The sequence below is a fragment of the Enterovibrio gelatinilyticus genome, from assembly GCF_028683095.1.
Taxonomy (GTDB): Bacteria; Pseudomonadota; Gammaproteobacteria; order Enterobacterales; family Vibrionaceae; genus Enterovibrio; species Enterovibrio gelatinilyticus.
This window is the reverse complement of sequence record NZ_JAJUBC010000004.1, coordinates 91,694-110,277: the sequence shown is the minus strand read 5'-3', so window position 1 is coordinate 110,277 and position 18,584 is coordinate 91,694. Positions and strand designations below refer to the sequence as shown.

The 18,584-nt window shown below is 48.4% G+C and carries 17 protein-coding genes; all 17 read left to right on the top strand.

Translation table 11 applies throughout. The annotated features are described in order from the left end of the window. Positions 1–224 precede the first annotated feature (224 nt). The 17 genes from LRP50_RS04905 to fliL all read left to right on the top strand — a co-directional run bounded on the left by LRP50_RS04905 (position 225) and on the right by fliL (position 18,584). Positions 225–1,367 (top strand): flagellin, encoded by a 1,143-nt coding sequence (locus LRP50_RS04905; RefSeq protein ID WP_274163370.1) that lies wholly within the window; start codon positions 225–227, stop codon positions 1,365–1,367. A gap of 442 nt (positions 1,368–1,809) precedes the next feature. Beyond that, the gene (locus LRP50_RS04900; protein WP_274163369.1) at positions 1,810–2,949 is read left to right on the top strand and encodes a flagellin; all 1,140 of its coding nucleotides are present in this window, start codon (positions 1,810–1,812) and stop codon (positions 2,947–2,949) included. Positions 2,950–3,014: 65 nt separating this feature from the next. After that, a complete protein-coding gene (locus LRP50_RS04895) occupies positions 3,015–3,437 on the top strand; it encodes a flagellar protein FlaG (RefSeq protein ID WP_028024768.1) in 423 nt (140 codons plus the stop codon). Positions 3,438–3,453: 16 nt separating this feature from the next. Further along, positions 3,454–4,821 carry a flagellar filament capping protein FliD gene (fliD, locus tag LRP50_RS04890; RefSeq protein ID WP_274163368.1) on the top strand — a complete coding sequence of 456 codons (1,368 nt, stop codon included), beginning with the start codon at positions 3,454–3,456 and terminating at the stop codon, positions 4,819–4,821. An 11-nt stretch (positions 4,822–4,832) separates the two neighbouring features. Then, entirely contained in the window at positions 4,833–5,126 is a 294-nt protein-coding gene (locus LRP50_RS04885) for a hypothetical protein (protein WP_274163367.1), read from the top strand. 12 nt (positions 5,127–5,138) lie between these two features. Beyond that, positions 5,139–5,543: a flagellar export chaperone FliS gene (gene fliS / locus LRP50_RS04880; RefSeq protein ID WP_028024771.1), complete on the top strand. Its 405-nt coding sequence runs from the start codon at positions 5,139–5,141 to the stop codon at positions 5,541–5,543. Between the two features lie 171 nt (positions 5,544–5,714). Continuing rightward, positions 5,715–7,190: a sigma-54 dependent transcriptional regulator gene (locus LRP50_RS04875; RefSeq protein ID WP_274163509.1), complete on the top strand. Its 1,476-nt coding sequence runs from the start codon at positions 5,715–5,717 to the stop codon at positions 7,188–7,190. Positions 7,191–7,356: 166 nt separating this feature from the next. After that, the gene (locus LRP50_RS04870; RefSeq protein WP_274163366.1) at positions 7,357–8,406 is read left to right on the top strand and encodes a sensor histidine kinase; all 1,050 of its coding nucleotides are present in this window, start codon (positions 7,357–7,359) and stop codon (positions 8,404–8,406) included. After that, the gene (locus tag LRP50_RS04865) at positions 8,403–9,818 is read left to right on the top strand and encodes a sigma-54-dependent transcriptional regulator (protein WP_274163365.1); all 1,416 of its coding nucleotides are present in this window, start codon (positions 8,403–8,405) and stop codon (positions 9,816–9,818) included. The genes LRP50_RS04870 and LRP50_RS04865 overlap by 4 nt, the downstream gene beginning before the upstream one ends. 126 nt (positions 9,819–9,944) lie before the next feature. Then, on the top strand, positions 9,945–10,256 hold the full coding sequence (fliE, locus tag LRP50_RS04860; RefSeq protein ID WP_274163364.1) for a flagellar hook-basal body complex protein FliE: 312 nt from the start codon (positions 9,945–9,947) through the stop codon (positions 10,254–10,256). A 14-nt stretch (positions 10,257–10,270) separates the two neighbouring features. After that, positions 10,271–12,034 carry a flagellar basal-body MS-ring/collar protein FliF gene (fliF, locus tag LRP50_RS04855; protein WP_274163363.1) on the top strand — a complete coding sequence of 588 codons (1,764 nt, stop codon included), beginning with the start codon at positions 10,271–10,273 and terminating at the stop codon, positions 12,032–12,034. After that, a complete protein-coding gene (fliG, locus tag LRP50_RS04850) occupies positions 12,027–13,067 on the top strand; it encodes a flagellar motor switch protein FliG (protein WP_274163362.1) in 1,041 nt (346 codons plus the stop codon). Before fliF ends, fliG begins: the two co-directional genes overlap by 8 nt. A gap of 46 nt (positions 13,068–13,113) precedes the next feature. After that, positions 13,114–14,190: a flagellar assembly protein FliH gene (gene fliH / locus LRP50_RS04845; protein WP_274163361.1), complete on the top strand. Its 1,077-nt coding sequence runs from the start codon at positions 13,114–13,116 to the stop codon at positions 14,188–14,190. Then, complete coding sequence (gene fliI / locus LRP50_RS04840; RefSeq protein ID WP_274163360.1) at positions 14,174–15,490, top strand: flagellar protein export ATPase FliI; 1,317 nt, start codon at positions 14,174–14,176, stop codon at positions 15,488–15,490. The genes fliH and fliI overlap by 17 nt, the downstream gene beginning before the upstream one ends. A gap of 7 nt (positions 15,491–15,497) precedes the next feature. Continuing rightward, complete coding sequence (fliJ, locus tag LRP50_RS04835) at positions 15,498–15,944, top strand: flagellar export protein FliJ (RefSeq protein WP_274163359.1); 447 nt, start codon at positions 15,498–15,500, stop codon at positions 15,942–15,944. Positions 15,945–16,047: 103 nt separating this feature from the next. Continuing rightward, complete coding sequence (locus LRP50_RS04830; protein ID WP_274163358.1) at positions 16,048–18,024, top strand: flagellar hook-length control protein FliK; 1,977 nt, start codon at positions 16,048–16,050, stop codon at positions 18,022–18,024. Positions 18,025–18,083: 59 nt separating this feature from the next. After that, the gene (gene fliL / locus LRP50_RS04825; RefSeq protein ID WP_274163357.1) at positions 18,084–18,584 is read left to right on the top strand and encodes a flagellar basal body-associated protein FliL; all 501 of its coding nucleotides are present in this window, start codon (positions 18,084–18,086) and stop codon (positions 18,582–18,584) included.

The window sequence follows — 18,584 nt, the reverse complement described above, 5'->3', positions numbered from 1 at the left end:
AACCTTGCCGCTTTTATGAGCGAAATGAACGGGTTTTATTTTAAGTTACTGAAATTATTAATAATAAATTCTTGGCACGCAATTTGTATTAGGTTGAGCAAGTAAGTATCGCTTTGGAAGATACGTCCCTAATAACGAACTGAAGGCTGTTCCCGCTAGTAATCAGAATTATTTGTCGCGGGTAAGCTGTTTCGCAAAATACGCGAAAGTCAAAGGAGAGCAAAATGGGTGTAACAGTTAACACCAACGTGTCTGCGATGACTGCGCAGCGTTACCTGAATAAGTCGACAAATGATCTCAATACGTCGATGGAACGCTTGTCGTCTGGTAGTCGAATCAACAGCGCAAAAGATGACGCTGCGGGTCTGCAGATCTCAAACCGACTCATTGCCCAAACCCGTGGCTTAGATGTCGCCATGCGGAACGCGAACGATGGTATTTCCATCGCGCAGACCGCGGAAGGTGCAATGCAAGAATCGACCAATATTTTGCAGCGTATGCGTGATCTGTCTTTGCAGTCCGCGAATGGTGCGAATGGTAGTGCCGAGCGCGTCGCGATTCAAGAAGAAGTGGGTGCACTTCAAGATGAATTGAACCGTATTGCAGAAACCACAGCATTTGGTGGTCGTCGTCTTCTTAATGGTTCGTTTGGTGAGGCATCATTCCAAATTGGCTCTGACTCCGGTGAAGCCATTATCATGGGGCTAACCAGCATTCGTGCTGATGATTACCGCATGGGTGGCGCAGAGTTCACTGGTGCGACGGCTAAATCTGCTGATTGGGAAGTCTCTTCTGCAGCTTCAACGTTGACCATGTCTTTCGTAACGAAAGCGGGCGATACAGTGAATCTAAATATCGAAACCGTTGCTGGGGACGACATTGAAGAGGTCGCAACCTTTATCAATGGTCAGTCGGATGAGAATGTCTCCGCGTCAGTTGATGGTAATGGTCAACTTCAAATTTTTGTCGCTGAACAGAAATTAGAAGGTAGCATCACGTTTGGTGGTGGACTTGCGACTTCATTGGGCTTAGTCACAGGCGCTGGTGCTGCTATTACGTCTCAAGACATTGATGTAAGCGATGTTGGTGGCGCACAAATGGCCGTGGGCATTATTGACTCCGCCATGCAATATATTGACAGTCAGCGTGCGGATTTGGGTGCAAAACAAAACCGCCTAAGCCACACCATTAGTAACTTGTCGAATATTCAAGAGAACGTGTCTGCTTCGAACAGCCGCATTCGTGACACTGACTTTGCGAAAGAAACGACCGAGCTCACCAAAGGTCAGATCCTGCAACAAGCAAGTACTTCTATTCTTGCGCAAGCGAAGCAGTTGCCACAGGCTGCACTGAATTTGCTTCAGTAGTCACTTTAAAATTACGTGAACACATAGAACTGCAAAAGCGGCAATCAATTGCCGCTTTTTTCATGTCTTTTCAGCGCCAGTATCCTGCTTTTCTTTCTTCATCTATCCACTCTCCGTCACGTTATTGTCTTTACGTCTTCTTTATCAACCTTGTGTGAATTGCTCTTGCAGCGCAGTCTCCATAAGGGTTCTGACAATATACTCATTTAGTCATAGATAAATTTTCAAATTCATTCCTAAAGTTTTTCTCTTCGAGGGCGAAAACACTCATAGCACTATGATTTAACGGGTAAACCCAAGCATGATCAGGGTGTAAAAATATTAGGAAAAAAGGTGTAAAGGTTTTTCTTAATGTGCCGTTACATAGGGTGTGAGAGATTTAGAACTGGTTTTCCCTACATAGCTGGGCGGAAGCCGGACTTAGTACCGAAGGAGAATAGTTATGGCTATTACAGTAAACACTAACGTGCCCGCAATGACCGCTCAGCGCTACTTGAACAGTTCAACTGACTCGTTGAATGCTTCAATGGAACGTCTGTCTTCAGGTTTCCGCATTAACAGTGCGAAAGATGATGCAGCAGGTCTTCAAATTTCTAACCGCTTGATTTCACAGAGCCGCGGTCTTGATGTTGCAGTTCGCAACGCCAACGACGGTATCTCAATGTCACAAACCGCTGAAGGTGCGATGGAAGAAACCACCAACATCCTGCAGCGTATGCGTGACCTATCCCTGCAATCAGCTAACGGTGCTAACGGTTCTGAAGAGCGTAAAGCGATTCAAGAAGAAGTTGTTGCACTCCAAGACGAAATTAACCGTATCGCAGAAACAACCTCTTTTGGTGGTGCGAAACTGTTGAACGGCACTTTCGGCACCAAAGCATTCCAAGTGGGTGCTGACGCTGGTGAAGCTGTCATGATGGAGTTCAAAAACACCCGTGCTGATGAAGCGATGATGGGTGGTAGCACCTTCAAAGCAACTGTCGCAGCGAGTACTGACATGGCGGCGTGGACTGCAACTGCAGGAACAACGCTGAACATGGCCATTACTAACGCGGATGGCACAACGTCAACGATCAACATCTCTGCGAAAGATGGCGACGATGTTGAAGAAATCGCAACTTACATCAACGGTCAAGCAGACAGCAAAATCTCTGCATCTGTGTCTGAAAATGGTGAGCTGCAAGTCGTTGCTGCATCAGGTTCTGACATTACCTTTACCGGTGCATTAGGCGCGTCTCTGGGTATGAACTCAGCGACTAAAGTGTCTGAAACCGTTAAAGATGTTGATGTGAGCACCGTGGGCGGCGCACAAAAAGCAGTTGGTCTAGTTGATAACGCGATGCAGTATATCGACTCACACCGTGCGGAACTGGGTGCGAAGCAAAACCGTTTGAGCCACACCATTGCTAACTTGGATAATGTTAACGAGAACGTGAGCGCGTCTAACAGCCGTATCCGTGACGTTGACTTCGCCAAAGAGACGACGCAGTTTACGAAATCTCAAATCCTGCAGCAGTCTGGTACGTCTATACTTGCACAAGCGAAGCAGGCTCCTTCAGCTGCATTGAGCCTGTTAGGATAGTAGAGATGTAGCAGATGACGGTGAGTAGCTTCTCACCGTCAATGGCTAACAGGAGGTGAAGAAAGATGGACATATCATCCGTTTCGACGTCATCCCTGTCTCAAGTGACTCCACAGTCCGGCACAAAAGTTGCTAGCAGTAAAGAATCTGTGGGGGGGACTAAACCCGAAATCACGAACCAGCAACAAATGGCTGAGAGTGCTGAGAAACTCGCCAAACGTCGTGTAGAACAAATCGACAGATTTGAAAGCACACAGAAGGTACAGCAGGAACAGCTTGAAATGCTGGTAGAGCGACTAGATGAGTTTGTGTCTACCTTTAACAAAGGCTTATCATTTCGATTAGATGAGGATTCTGGAAAAAGTATTATCACTGTTTATGAAATGAGTAGTGGCGATATCATAAGACAGATCCCTGAAAAAGAAATGTTAGAGCTAGCACAGCAACTTTCCCTTCATTCGAGGGGGCTTGTTGCAGAAAAGGTATAAACGAGGTGGGTAAGTCATGGGTTTAAGCGCAACAGGCCTTGGCAGTGGAATGGACATTGGTTCCATGGTCAGCAAAATTGTTGAGGCAGAGCGCGCGCCCAAGCAAGAGCGTATTGTTAAGAACATGAACGATGTTGAAACTAACATCAGTGCTTACGGTAGGCTCAAAACTTCCCTCGATACGATGAAAGATCTGATGTATGACTTTCGCCGTAACAATACCTTTGCGTCGCGGAGCACGGTTTCAGATAATCCAGAAACCGTCTCCGCTTCCGCTGACCATCAAGCCGTTACCGGCGTATATTCAATCGATGTTCAACAACTCGCCCAATCGCACAAATTGGTATCTGACGGATTAGATGCCAAAGCAGATTTCGGCGCGGGTAAGCTTACGCTTAACCTTGGTGGACGCTCTGCGACCATAGAGATAAAGCCAGAAGAAAGCACATTGTTGGACATTGTCCGTACGATTAATAAACACCCTTCCAATCCTGGTATCAAAGCCTCAGTGATCAATGATGACAGCGGCGCACGTATGATCCTAGGGGGGGATAAAACCGGAGCAGACAATCAACTCGCGGTGACAGTGAACGCGCCGATCACGAGTCCATTGCAGGCATTGGCGTTTAATCCAGCCAGCCAGAATAATGCAATGAATGAAATGCAGGCTGCGAAAGATGCTCGCATTTTGATTGACGGTTTGGCGTTAGTTTCGAGTGAGACCAATACGTTTTCTGATGCCATTCGTGGTGTTGATATTGAAGTGTCGAAGGTGACTACCGCAGAAGATGGGCCTGTCACTGTAAACGTTGATGAAGATCGTGCTACCGTTAAGGCATCACTGGAACAATTTGTCGATGCTTACAACGCCTTCTATCAAGTCACAAAAGCGCTATCTAAATACGATCCTGAAACTCAACAAGGTGGCCCCTTAGTGGGTGACAGTGTGATTCGCTCAGCAGTGAATCAAATGCGTTCTTTGTTCTCAACGCCGATTGAAGGTGCGCCTGATTCATTGAAAACGCTAAGTGAATTAGGGCTTTCTACGACAATGGACGGGCGGCTGGAAATTAATAATGCGATGCTAGATAAACAACTGGCGCAAAACTTTTCTGCGTTAGACGGTTTTTTTGGTGGCAATAATGGATTTGCTCGCAAAGTCGAAGAGGCTGTTCAGTCTTTTACGGGGGTAGCGGGTACGATTCGAAATCGCGAAAGCAGCCTTGGTGACCAGAGAGTCCGCTTGCGCGATGAGCAAGAAACGCTGGATCGCCGAATGGAAGATCTTCAAAACCGTACGTTGAAACAGTTTTCAGCGATGGATAACGCCATGGGAGAGATGCAATCGCAGTTATCTGCCATGATGAATATCATGCCTTCGTAAGGATATTGATCATGAGTGCTCCTGTGGTGCGATTAGAAGCAATAGACGATCAACTACTCACTGTGCTTTCTCAAGGTCACGTTGACCAGGAAGAAATGGCCCAGTTATTGAATGATCGTAAGCAATGTCTGGCAGAAATCACGATGTTGCCGGAAGCACCGGAAAAAGAAGCTTGGTCGTTAGCGATAGCGCGAACTGAGCATATATATAGTCTGATAAAAAGACATCGTGACAGTGCTGCAGCCAATGCCAGCTCTTTTCTGAAAGGGCGTAAGTCAGTACAACTTTATAAAAAATTCGAGTAGGTGAGGATTGTTATGAGAGGGTCACTTCAGGCCTATAAAAAGGTATCTGTAGACAGCCAACTGAGTGCTGCTTCACCCCATAAGGTGATTCAGATGCTAATGGCGGGAGCAATTGAGCGCCTGATCCAAGGTAAAGCCGCGATGCTGCAGGGCGATATTCCCATGAAGGGAGAGCGCTTAGGTAAAGCACTGGATATCATCATCAGCTTAAGAACGTGTCTTTCTATGGATGATGGCGGTGAGATTGCCACAAATCTAGATGCTCTTTACGACTTCATGATCCGTCAGATCTCTGAAGCAAACAGAGATAATCTCGATGCCCCGATCGATGATGTGATCGATATTTTGCGCGAAATTAAGTCAGCTTGGGATCAAATACCCGCTGAATATCACAATATCACCCAAGCAGACGCATAAAAACGCTTCATTTTCACTACAATAGAATCTGTCTTGGCACAAGAGTCACAGCTTTATGGTGTCTCTTGTTGCCTTATACCAAGCAATAACTACAATAGCTGGATTATTCCGTCGCAGGCGCTCGTGCCTGTCGATGACAAAGATGGTTTTTGGGGCAGATATATCTCACACATGCAAGGTTTAACGAAGATTCTTGTAATCGAAGATGATGAAAAGTTTCGTCACGATGTAGGCGTTATCTTGGAGTTTATTGGTGAGCAATACCTGCTATGTTCAACCACTGAGCTAAATGATTCGCACTGGAAGCAGGCTGAGGGAGCGTGTTTTCTGGGTAATGTTAACTCACCTCAGCGCTTATCCCAGGTGCTTGATAACCTGGCAATAAATAACCACATACCGGTTATCGCGCTCGCTAAACATAAAACCGAATTGTCCGGCTTGCCTAACTTTGTTGGCGAGCTGGAGCTGCCGTTGAACTATCCGCAATTGTCTGATGCTTTAAGACATTGTCAGGAATTCTCCGGAAAACAAGCGTTTAATATTCCGCAGCTTAGTCGCAAGAACACTTTGTTTCGCAGCATGGTAGGTCGAAGTTCGGCCATCAGTGATGTGCGCCATTTGATTGAGCAAGTAGCCGGAACGGATGCCAGTGTGTTGATTCTTGGTGAGTCTGGCACGGGTAAAGAAGTCGTTGCACGAAACATTCACTATCATTCTTTGCGTGGCAAAGGGCCATTTGTGCCAGTTAACTGTGGTGCGATTCCGCCCGAGTTACTAGAAAGTGAGTTGTTTGGGCATGAGAAAGGCGCCTTTACAGGGGCTATCTCTGCGCGTAAAGGGCGCTTTGAACTTGCTGAAGGTGGCACGCTGTTTCTCGATGAAATCGGTGACATGCCTCAACCAATGCAGGTGAAATTGCTTCGTGTGCTACAAGAACGCTGTTTTGAGCGCGTGGGTGGGAATAAAACCATTCAGTCCAACGTTCGCGTTGTCGCCGCAACACACCGTAATCTCGATACCATGATCGAAGAAGGATCGTTCCGCGAAGATCTTTTCTATCGACTCAATGTTTTCCCGATTGAAATGCCAGCACTTAGAGAACGAATGGAAGATATTCCATTGCTGATCCAAGAGTTGATGACACGTCTCGAATCGGAAGGTGGTAATCAGGTTCATCTAACGCCACGAGCCATTGCTTCACTGGTTGAACATGATTGGCCAGGCAATGTTCGTGAATTGGCGAATCTTATTGAGCGTATGGTTATTCTGTATCCGGGCCAAATGGTTGATGTAAACCGCTTGCCGAAGAAATATCGTTACAGCGATATTCCAGAGTTTCAACCAGAGCAGTTTGTTCATGTTGAAGATTGCGAAGCGATGGAGCGAGAAGCCCTGCATGCGGTCTTTGCAATGGATGATTTTGAAGAAGAAATGCCAGGCTTTTCACCAGCGCCATCAACAGGGTTGCCTCCAGAAGGCGTTGACCTAAAAGCGTTACTTGCTGATCTCGAAGTGGATATGATTCGACAAGCGCTGGAAGCACAAATGGGTATTGTTGCCCGTGCTGCGGATATGCTTGGTATGCGCCGCACCACATTGGTCGAAAAAATGCGCAAGTATAACCTCACCAAAGAAGACATTGCGTAACGCCATCGTCATTCTGGGTGTCTAAATAATAAGCGAAGTCAAAAAAATGACTTCGCTTTTTTATTGCTAAAATCACTAACTCATTGATTATATATGCCTATTAATTGGCACATTTTCTGCTTAGTGCTGTTCAGCGTCAGAAATACAGAGCTGAAAGTATAGGATCATGGAAGCCAAAAATTCGCCACTCGGAACCGTCGACCAACAGGTTCTTCGATACAAACAAGTGCTAGATGTGATGCCTGCGGGTGTCATCTTGCTTGATCCTTTCGGCCGCGTTGCTGAAGCCAATCCCGAAGCTCATCGTTTACTCGGCGCGCCACTAGAAGAAGAGCGATGGGTTGATGTGATCAATCGAGCGTTCTCACCCCGAGAAGATGATGGTCACGAGGTGTCACTCCGTGATGGACGCCGCGTCAAACTCGCGATTTCAGCGTCGGCGTCAGGCCAATTGATCTTGATCACCGACATGACAGAGACTCGCTTACTTCAATCTCGATTCAGTGACCTTCAGCGTTTGTCATCACTTGGGAAAATGGTGGCTTCGCTGGCACATCAAGTGAGAACCCCGCTTTCCAGTGCGTTGCTCTATGCCGCCAACTTGGGGGCAGCAAACCTTAATGAGCCAACTCGCAAGCGATTCCAATTGAAGCTTGTCGATAGGCTGCATGATTTGGAAAAGCAAGTGAATGACATGCTGTTATTCGCCAAGGGTGGAGACAATAAAGTGGTGAGTCACTTCACTTTGGAGCATCTACTTAATGAGTTTGAGCCTATGGTCGAAGCTCTGGTGAGTAACCAAAATGTCGATTTTGAAATCAATTGCGATGATGAATCTCACCAATTACTTGGCAATGTGAATGCGCTCGCCAGTGCCTTATCGAACTTGGTCGTGAATGCTATTCAAGTCGCGGGTAAAGGCTGCAAAGTTGTGGTTGATGTGCGCGAGATTGGTGGGCAGATATTTTTGTCGGTCGCCGATAACGGCCCAGGGATTTCTGAAGAATTACAAAGCAAAATACTTGAACCTTTTTTCACAACGCGACAGCAAGGCACTGGTCTTGGGCTGGCCGTTGTTCAAATGGTCTGCCATGCACATAAAGGCAGGCTGACATTGCAATCACAACCGGGGCAGGGTGCCTGCTTTACACTCTGTCTGCCATTGGCAGAACTTAGCGATATCGAGCAGCAAAAGGTATCAGGAGAAGCACAATGAATCAGAGCAAAGTACTTATCGTTGAAGATGATGAAGGATTGCGTGAAGCCTTGGTCGATACACTGGCGTTGGCGGGTTACCAATGGGTAGAAGCTGATAGTGCGGAGCAAGCGCTGCTGCTGTTAAAGCAAGAAAGCGTTGATATTGTTGTGTCAGATGTCCAAATGGCAGGCATGGATGGCTTAGGACTATTAAGAAACATCAAACTTAACCATCCTAAGCTGCCAGTTCTGTTGATGACTGCCTACGCGAACATTCAAGATGCGGTTGCCGCCATGAAAGAAGGCGCTATTGATTACATGGCAAAACCGTTCGCGCCGGAAGTGTTGTTGAACATGGTGAGCCGATATGCGCCTGTGAAAGCCGATAACACCGATGCAGTCGTAGCCGACCCCAAAAGTCAGGCTTTGATTGCTTTGGCTGAAAAGGTGGCGAAAACTGATGCTAACGTCATGATCTTGGGCCCTAGTGGGTCGGGTAAAGAAGTCATGGCGCGTCATATTCATCGCCAATCATTGCGCGTTAACGGCCCATTTGTGGCGATTAACTGTGCTGCGATTCCGGAGAATATGCTCGAGGCAACGTTATTTGGCTACGAAAAAGGTGCGTTTACCGGCGCCGTTCAAGCGTGCCCTGGGAAGTTTGAGCAAGCACAGGGTGGGACCATTTTGCTGGATGAGATCAGCGAAATGGACATGTCCCTGCAAGCCAAATTGTTGCGCGTACTGCAAGAGCGAGAGGTTGAGCGCTTAGGCAGCCGTAAGAGCATCAAGCTAGATGTTCGTGTGCTGGCAACCAGTAACCGCGATCTTCGTCAGTATGTTGAAGAAGGCAATTTCCGAGAAGATTTGTATTACCGCCTGAATGTATTCCCAATTTCATGGCTACCACTTTGTGAACGCACGGGGGATATTCTTCCTCTGGCAGAGCACTTGCTTCAGCGCCATTGCAGTAAACTAGGCCAGCCTGCGCCAACACTTGAGCCTTGTGCCATTCAAAAACTCGGAATGTACCGCTGGCCGGGCAACGTGCGTGAGCTTGATAACGTCATGCAACGCGCGCTAATTCTTTGTCAACAAGACAAAATACTCTCGAATGATATCTTGCTTGAAGGTATCGACTGGCAAGACGCTGGCACCCTACAAAACCTTGTTGCGCGTAACGATATCGCTGAGCCTCAAATTCAGCCGCAAGCTATCCCAACCAAACTACCTATGGCCAGCACAAGCAGCGATGCGAATGAAAGCCTTGGTGGCGAACTGAGAGAGCAAGAATTTGCGATCATTCTCGACACGATACGAGTGTGCGAAGGGCGTCGGAAAGACGTCGCTGAACGATTAGGAATAAGCCCTCGAACCTTGCGCTATAAGCTCGCCAAGATGCGTGATGCAGGTATCGACATTCCACAGTAAAGCGATGCTTTTTAGTCAGTTAATGCGTATAATTTTCTGGCGCATTAATTGCATAAATAATAGTCAGATGAGCCGCAAGCCTTTATGCGGTGTAGATTGCCAAAGTTTTGACAGTGAGGATGGACCATGAAAATCAACCCGATGCAGCACGAAATGCAAGCAATGGCATTAGACGCGCAGAATGTGGGTCGCCCTGCCACTGGTCAGCAAGTCTCTCAAGATTTTGGTGAACTCTTGTCCACTGCAATTAACACGGTTAATGGATTGCAAAAATCGTCAGGTGAATTGGCAACACGTTTTGACCAAGGTGACCGAAACGTCAGCTTGGCAGATGTGATGCTGGCACGAAACAAATCAAGCGTGGCGTTTGATGCAACCGTCCAAACACGCAATAAGCTCGTTGAAGCTTATAAAGAACTGATGAACATGCCTGTTTAAGGTAGGAAGTAACCGTGGCAGATGAGAGTGATAAAACGCAACTAGCCGTATCAGATAACGCCGCTGCTTTGCCGATGGCATCTGATGGTGGTTCTGCGTTACAAGATCCTGATTTAATGGAACGTGATGTTTCACCATCCAGTGGTCCACTGGGAGGCATAGACATTGCGCGTCAACTGATCTTGGTTGCATCTGTGGTGATCTGCCTAGCCTTACTCGCGCTTTTGTTTGTTTGGGTGCAAGAGCCGGAAATGCGCCCGCTAGGTTCATACGAAACCGAAGAGCTGATCCCGATTCTCGACCACCTCGATTCACAAAAAACCGACTATCAACTGGAAGGCAACACTATTCGCGTTCCAGTGAAAGAATATTCAAGCATCAAACTTAACCTTAGCCGTGCTGGTCTCAACGCCGCTCGAGAAGAGGGTGACGATATTTTGTTGCAAGACATGGGCTTTGGTGTCTCTCAACAACTTGAGCGTGAACGTCTTAAGCTAAGCCGCGAACGTCAGCTTGCTGCAGCGATTGAAAAAATTCGTGCGGTGAGTAAAGCGCGGGTGTTGCTGGCCATGCCAAAGCAAAGTGTCTTTGTTCGTCATAACCAAGAAGCCTCTGCCACCGTCTTTCTTACCGTGCGCGGTACTACTCAGTTGGGACAAGAAGAGGTCGACTCCATTGTTGATATGGTCGCGTCCGCCGTTCCTAGCCTAAAACCTTCGCGTGTCACAGTGACCGACCAACACGGCAGGCTGCTGAGTTCCGGCAACGAAAGCTCGATGGCCTCTCAACGCCGTAAAGAATATGAGTTGGAGCGTAAGCAAGAACAAGCGCTTCGCGAGAAAATTGATTCGATTTTGATCCCCGTCCTTGGGTTGGGTAATTACACGTCGCAAGTTGATGTGACAATGGATTTCAGTGCGGTTGAAGAAACCCGCAAGCGCTTTGACCCAGCAACCACTTCAACACGAAGCGAATACACCCGAGAGAATTACAATAACAGCGATTACGTGGCGGGTATTCCTGGCGCATTGAGTAACCAACCTCCTGCAGACGCTGCTATTCCTGAAGATATACAAGATTTAAAAAATGGTGGAGTAGGTGACAAAGGCTCTCTGAGTCGAGAAGCCACACGAAACTATGAGCTAGACACCACGATCAGCCATCGCCGAGCACAAACAGGCACAGTGGCAAGACAAACGGTGTCAGTGGCCGTTGATTATCTGTCTAGCGCCAATCCAGATACGGGAGAAATTACTCGTACTCCTGTTGGGGAGCCTGAGCTTCAGAAGATCCGCCGTTTATTGATTGGTGGTGTCGGTTACTCAGAAATGCGCGGTGATGTGCTCGATGTGATTGCCGTACCGTTTGCGATTCCAGAAGTGGAAGCGCTGGGTGAAGTGCCGATTTGGGAACACCCGAACTTCAATGACTGGGTACGTTGGCTTGCTGCAGCGCTCGTCGTGATTGTGGTGGTTTTGGTACTGATTCGCCCAGCCTTGTCGAAACTGATTAACCCGGCGAAAGAGGATGACTCCTTACTTGGACCGAATGGCGAAATGCTGGGTCCAGATGGTTTACCCCTTAGCCCTGATGATGACATCGGGTTGATTGGTGCGGATTTGGATGGCTCTGGAAGCTTTGGCATGAGCTCATCCAATCTCAATTTGCCTGATTTACATAAAGACGAAGACCTGCTCAAAGCTGTTCGAGCGTTGGTTGCCAATGAACCAGATCTTGCTGCGCAGGTCGTGAAAAGCTGGGTGAGTGAAGATGGCTAAAGATGATGATAACGGGTCGGGTAAAGAATTTGACATTACCCAACTGTCTGGGATTGATAAAGCAGCCATTTTACTGCTGAGTCTGACGGAGCAGGATGCCGCAAGTATTATTCGACATTTAGAACCAAAGCAGGTGCAAAAAGTGGGCGGAGCCATGACTCAGATGAAAGATCTGAGTCAGGAAATGCTTGCTGCAGTCCATCGCGGGTTTCTTGAAGATATTCAGCGCTTCACGTCTATTGGTATGGGAAGTGAAGATTTCGTGCGTAATGCCTTGATGGCGGCACTGGGTGAAGACAAAGCCAACAACCTTGTGGACCAAATTCTGTTGGGTAGCGGCTCGAAAGGCCTCGACTCACTTAAATGGATGGATCCCCGTCAGGTGGCGACCATTATTCTCAATGAGCACCCCCAAATTCAAACCATCGTGCTTTCTTACCTAGAGCCCGAGCAGTCTGCGGAAATTTTGACACAGTTTGCTGAGCGTGATGCGCTCGATCTTGTAATGCGTATTGCGAACCTAGAAGAAGTTCAGCCTGCTGCATTGCATGAACTGAATGAGATCATGGAGAAGCAGTTTGCCGGTCAAGCGGGCGCACAAGCGGCCAAGATTGGTGGCCTGAAAGCGGCTGCAGATATCATGAACTACATGGACAATGCACTGGAATCGGCGTTGATGGAGCAAATTGGTCAGAACGACGAAGAAATGGCATCACAAATTCAGGATCTCATGTTCGTGTTCGACAACCTGTCAGACGTCGACGACCGTGGGATTCAGGCGATCCTCAAAGATGTTCCTCAAGAAGCGCTGCAAAAAGCACTCAAAGGTGCCGAAGAGGGCTTACGGGACAAGATTTTTGCCAATATGTCCAAGCGTGCTGCCGAAATGCTGCAGGACGATTTGGAGGCCATGGGGCCTATTCGTGTGTCCGATGTAGAAGCAGCACAGAAAGAAATTCTTTCTGTGGCACGTCGACTGTCCGACGCTGGCGAAATTATGCTGAGTGGCGGCGGTGCGGACGAGTTCCTCTAACCATGAATAATCTGGTTGAGCAACGGTTTAACGGTAAGGTAGCAGTATGGGCTTAGATCGTCGTCGTGGTTATATCCGTGCTACGCAAGAGCAAGATGGCGCATTAGAGCGTTGGTCGTTGCCTAGCTACGGGGACGAAACAGGCACACCGAAAGATACGGCACTTAACTATGACCCTAGTTGGGAGCCGCCAGAGCTTGTTGATGAAGCAGAAGAGCCTGAATTTGAACTAACCATGCTAACTGCTGATGCGTTGGAGGAAATCCGACAATCTGCGGTAGATGAAGGTATTGAAGAAGGGCGTACCGCTGGGTTTAATGAAGGTCGCGAAGCGGGCTATGAAGAAGGCAAGCTATCAGGCTTTGAAAAAGGCAAAGAAGAAGGTTATCAGCAAGGGCTGAGTGATGGGCAACAACTGATAGAAAATCGTTGCCAACACCTTGATGCCATGCTCGAAAAATTGGCTTTCCCTCTGGTTCAAGTTGACCATCAAGTTCAGCAGCAAGTTGTTGATATGGTGGTGCATCTTGCCAAGGCCGTCATTCAAACAGAAGTGGCGACCAATCCTCAAATCATTCTTCATACGTTGCGAGAAGCCGTGAATGCGCTGCCTATGGCAGGTCGTCAAATTACTATCTACCTGCAACCTGAAGATTTGGATGTCGTAATGAATGCTTACAGCGAAGCATCGTTGCGCGATCGTGAATGGCGATTGATTGAGGAACCTGCATTGAATCGCGGCGATATTCAAGTTGCGTGTGGTGACTCTGTGGTTGATTACCGCATGGAAGATCGGACCAAGCAAATATTGGCGCGCTTTCTTGGACAAAACGTATCTCGAGACCCTGACGTGCCCGATGATCAGCCCGAAGTCATCCTTGGTGCAGAGAAAGTTGTGAATACTGAAGCGACGCAAGACTCTGTCGCGGACGATGCATTATTGGACGGTGAGTCGCTTGATGATGATTTACATGATAATGCGGATCTCGATAAATCATCTATCGATCAAAATGCCGCTGACGAGCCAGTAGAAGCAGCGACTGTATCAACTGAGCAAGCTGAACCAGCAGATAATACTCCCCCAAAAGGTGACGCCGGAGAGCACGATGGCCAGCCTGTCTGAAAAACTTGATGCACTTAATCTCGACAATCTGTCTATGCGTCCGGTTGCCTCAGGCAAACTGGTGCGCGTGGTCGGATTAACATTAGAAGCCATTGGATGCCGAGCTCCAGTCGGCAGTTTGTGTCAAGTCGAAACCCTTAAAGGCACGATCGAAGCTGAAGTCGTTGGATTTTCGGGCGATACCTTATATTTGATGCCCAGTGAACAAATATCGGGTGTTATGCCTGGCGCACGTGTCACACCTCTTTCAGAAGAACAGGGTATTCCTGTGGGCATTGAGTTGCTGGGCCGAGTTATTGATGGTGTTGGCAATCCCCTTGATGGGCTTGGCGAGATATATACAGGGCAAACAGCATCGTTTACACCTGCCGCGATCAATCCATTGGCAAGAAAGCCCATCGATACGCCGCTTGATGTCGGAATTAAAGCCATCAACGGTCTGTTAACAGTGGGTAAAGGCCAGCGAATTGGTTTATTTGCGGGTTCCGGTGTCGGTAAGTCAGTGACGCTTGGCATGATGACGCGAGGCACAACAGCGCAAGTGGTTGTGGTCGGTTTGATTGGTGAGCGTGGACGAGAAGTTAAAGAATTTATTGATGAGATTTTAGGTGAAGCTGGCCGAGAGCGAGCAGTCGTGATCGCCGCGCCAGCAGATGCTTCGCCACTCATGCGTTTAAAAGGCTGCCAAACAGCGCTAACCATCGCGGAGTACTTTCGCGACCAAGGCTTAGATGTATTATTGCTCATGGACTCATTAACCCGTTTTGCACAGGCGCAACGTGAGATTGCCTTGTCAGTGGGAGAGCCGCCAGCCACCAAAGGTTATCCACCGTCTGTTTTTGCGAAGCTACCGGCGCTCGTAGAGCGTGCGGGAAATGGCGATGAAGGCAAAGGTTCAATCACGGCCTTTTTCACCGTACTCACCGAAGGTGATGACTTGCAAGATCCGATTGCGGATGCGTCTCGTGCGATCCTTGATGGGCATATTGTTTTGTCGCGTGAAATGGCCGATGCAGGGCATTACCCTGCCATTGACGTGGAGCGTTCAGTGAGTCGCGTCATGCCAAATATTGTGACGGATGAACACATGCTGATGGCGCGTGCCGTGCGGCAAATTCTCTCCGTTTGCCGCAAAAATCAGGATTTAGTCTCCATTGGTGCGTATAAACCGGGAACCGACCAAGGCATTGACCAGGCGTTTACCCTGAAGCCGCGCCTTGATGGTTACCTGCAACAAGGCATGAAAGATGTTGTTCCATATGATATGTGCGTCAACATGCTGCGCTCGTCGCTACAGTAGGTGAAATATGTCTTCTAATGCCATGACCTTATTGCTTGAACAGGCCAAAAACACTGAGCATCAGGCGCATTTAACCTTGGTTTCTGCACAGCAGGAATTACAGGGCTATTACGTGCAGGTTGAGCAGATTGAACACTACCGCCTAGAGTATTTTCGTCAGATGTCAGAGCGTGGTCAGCAGGGTTTAAGTGCAAGTAGTTACGGCCATTTGAATCGATTTATCGTTCAGCTTGATGAAACACTGGCAAAACAACGCCAAGCGGCAAGCGAGTTTGAAGATAATGTAGAGCGTTGCCGCGAACATTGGCAACAATGCCGCCAGAAAACGCGCTCCCTCGAATGGCTCATCGAAAAACGCATTAATGAAGAAAAAATGCGGGCTGAGCGGTTAGATCAAAAGCAAATGGATGAGTTTGCCACCCTCGCTTATGCCCGTCAGAAAGCACGCTATTAAGACTATTTCTCAGTTGGCCTGATAATTGCTTCATACTTTGTAACGAATGGTCAGCCTAATAGGTACTGACCTTTAACAGCAAAGTTTCTGAAGCGGGATCACTATGAACCAAAGCAGTTTCTTACTCTCAGGCGTTTCAAGCAGTAAAGCCTCTCTCGGCGAAGGCAAAGCCGTTTTGTCTCCGGAAGTCTCTGAAAGTGAAGGTGAAGGTTTTTTCGCCCAACTTGCGCAGTTGGTTTCTGGTGACGGCGAAACGACAGACTTGGCAAGCGACGTGGCGCTGGCTGAAGGCGATGCTGTCAGTGAGGAAGCCATTAGTGATGTCTTGCTGAAAAGCATGGCGACGGGCGAAGGTGAAGCCGCCAATAGCGCTGCTGGCGAAGATGCCGATATTTTGGCGCTTAAAGGAGAGATTCTTGACGCTGAAGGTGTCCCAACAGAAACAACTGACGGCAAGCAAACCAACAGCAAAGTCAGTGAAGATGCAGCTTTGGCGTTAAAAAGTGATCAAACGGAAGATAACGCAGACGCGCCTCCTACAAAACAACTTGCCAAGCAAGATGGCGAAGCGCTGTTAGCTCGCCTTAACGAATCTAATCAAGCATTGAAGAGTGATGCTAACCCTGCGGCCAAAGGCACTGCTGCATTGGGTGATGAGGCCAACGTCGTGCTAGAAGGCAAAAGTTTGCCGTCTGATGCTGACATCAAAGAAATGGCTAAACAGGCCTTCCTTGCTGAACAAGGTGGGAAGGCAGTTAACAGACAAAACGCTGGCGTTGAAGAAGAGGCTGTTAGTCAAAATAAACCCATGATGATGACGGAAAATGGGCAGCCTGTTGCGATAAAACCCTTAGTGTCTGACGCTGAAAAAGCGGCACAGACAGGACAAATTATCTCTGAGGCTGATGTGGCACCAGAGATGCTTGGCGACGAGCTTGTCGTATCGCAATCTGGCTTGGGTGTGGTCAAAGCTCCAGCCGATGCTTTAATACCAGAGCAAGTTGCCGCTGCCACGCCAGAAAATCTATCGGTTGCTGAACGCGCTGCGTTAGCTGCAGCAATGGCAAGCACGGGCTCAATGGTTCACAATGGCGCGACAACACCTACCTTAGAGGGGGAGGTGTCCCCTGAAATGCTGGCAAAAACTGGCGTACCGTTTGAGCTATTGCCAAAGAATCAACAAGAAGCAATGATGCGAGCTCAAGCCCTAACGGCCCAAGCTGCTCCGCTGACAGCGGATGGCGATACCGCGTCTTTGCTAACTGAGCTCGGTCCGCGAGGTGTCGCTGCGCAATCGCAAGTGAATATGACTCAAGCGGCAAGTGCCGTACAAGCAGCGGTTAACCCGATGGCGGCACAGGCTCAGACGCCGACAGCGATGTCAGCGTTTGCGGCGATCCCATGGGCCCCAGCAGTGCAGGGTGAGGCTCAACCTCAACTGGTGACTGGCAATCCTGCGTTAGACGCAGCAACAGCAAGCACCATTACAGAAACGGTGCGTCCGGGATCGGAAACGAAAACAGACCAATTTGCGCAGCAACTCGCGACAAGCTTTGGCAATCAGGGTTCGACAACAGCGGCACGTTTAGACACAACGGTGGCTCAGACGCCTCTTCAGATGAGTCAAAACCAAACAGAAGCAGCCAACGCACTGTCAGAACGCGTGAATGTAATGTTGTCTAAAAACCTCAAGCACGTTGATATTCGTCTCGACCCGCCTGAACTTGGTCGAATGCAGATAAAGCTTTCAATGAATCAAGATCAAGCCAACGTACAATTTACGGTCGCAAACCAGGCAGCCCGTGAATTGGTGGAACAATCTATGCCACGCCTTCGTGAAATGATGCAGCAACAAGGTTTGCAGTTATCGCAATCTTCGGTACAGCAGCAAGATGCGGGTGGTCGACAATCCTTTGCAGGAAACCAAACCCAGCAGGGTGATGGGCAAGGCGGATCGGGTGGAAAAAATGATTCATCATCAATTGGTCGCGGAGATGGCGATCAAGAGATAGAGCGTTCAAGTGCCAACCATGAGCTCTACGTCAACTCATCAAAAGATCGCGTCGACTATTATGCTTAATGTAGCATTCACAATGCATGCGTCTTGAAAGTTGAATTCGAATTAATAGAGGGTGAGTCATGGCAGATGAAGATATTGAAGCGGGCGGCGGCGGTGGCGGTAAAAAGAAACTGATTATTATCATCCTTGCAGCGGTTTTGCTGTTGGGTGGTGGTGCTGGGGCCTTCTTTTTCTTAATGGGAGATGACGGCTCGGCACAGCAAGAAGATATAGTGATTGAAGAGCCCGAACCGGTGAATCTTCAAGCGATTTATGTGACGTTGCCGCAACCGTTTGTATTTAATGTAACGGGAGACTCGCAACAGAGGTTGGTACAAGTGAATGTCCAATTGATGGTGCGTGGCGACAAGAATGAAACATTGGCGAAGCAGAATTTGCCGCTGGTTGAACACAGTTTGCTAACGACGTTTGGCGCTGCAACCGTGGAGCAACTGCGAACGCCGCAGGGACAAGTGGAAGTCCGAAAACAAGCCGTCGATACCGTTCAGGCATCGATGGAAAAAGTCACCGGCAAAACAGTGGTTGAGCGGGTGTTGTTTACTGGCTTTGTAATGCAATAG

Excerpts from the sequence above, each read along its gene's own strand:
- fliG (WP_274163362.1), top strand. The coding sequence starts at position 12,027 with ATGGCTAAAGATGATGATAACGGGTCGGGTAAAGAATTTGACATTACC.
- fliE (WP_274163364.1), top strand. The coding sequence starts at position 9,945 with ATGAAAATCAACCCGATGCAGCACGAAATGCAAGCAATGGCATTAGAC.
- fliL (WP_274163357.1), top strand. The coding sequence starts at position 18,084 with ATGGCAGATGAAGATATTGAAGCGGGCGGCGGCGGTGGCGGTAAAAAG.
- fliJ (WP_274163359.1), top strand. The coding sequence starts at position 15,498 with ATGTCTTCTAATGCCATGACCTTATTGCTTGAACAGGCCAAAAACACT.
- fliS (WP_028024771.1), top strand. The coding sequence starts at position 5,139 with ATGAGAGGGTCACTTCAGGCCTATAAAAAGGTATCTGTAGACAGCCAA.
- fliD (WP_274163368.1), top strand. The coding sequence starts at position 3,454 with ATGGGTTTAAGCGCAACAGGCCTTGGCAGTGGAATGGACATTGGTTCC.
- LRP50_RS04875 (WP_274163509.1), top strand. The coding sequence starts at position 5,715 with ATGCAAGGTTTAACGAAGATTCTTGTAATCGAAGATGATGAAAAGTTT.
- LRP50_RS04905 (WP_274163370.1), top strand. The coding sequence starts at position 225 with ATGGGTGTAACAGTTAACACCAACGTGTCTGCGATGACTGCGCAGCGT.
- LRP50_RS04895 (WP_028024768.1), top strand. The coding sequence starts at position 3,015 with ATGGACATATCATCCGTTTCGACGTCATCCCTGTCTCAAGTGACTCCA.
- fliH (WP_274163361.1), top strand. The coding sequence starts at position 13,114 with ATGGGCTTAGATCGTCGTCGTGGTTATATCCGTGCTACGCAAGAGCAA.
- LRP50_RS04900 (WP_274163369.1), top strand. The coding sequence starts at position 1,810 with ATGGCTATTACAGTAAACACTAACGTGCCCGCAATGACCGCTCAGCGC.
- LRP50_RS04885 (WP_274163367.1), top strand. The coding sequence starts at position 4,833 with ATGAGTGCTCCTGTGGTGCGATTAGAAGCAATAGACGATCAACTACTC.
- LRP50_RS04865 (WP_274163365.1), top strand. The coding sequence starts at position 8,403 with ATGAATCAGAGCAAAGTACTTATCGTTGAAGATGATGAAGGATTGCGT.
- LRP50_RS04830 (WP_274163358.1), top strand. The coding sequence starts at position 16,048 with ATGAACCAAAGCAGTTTCTTACTCTCAGGCGTTTCAAGCAGTAAAGCC.
- fliI (WP_274163360.1), top strand. The coding sequence starts at position 14,174 with ATGGCCAGCCTGTCTGAAAAACTTGATGCACTTAATCTCGACAATCTG.
- LRP50_RS04870 (WP_274163366.1), top strand. The coding sequence starts at position 7,357 with ATGGAAGCCAAAAATTCGCCACTCGGAACCGTCGACCAACAGGTTCTT.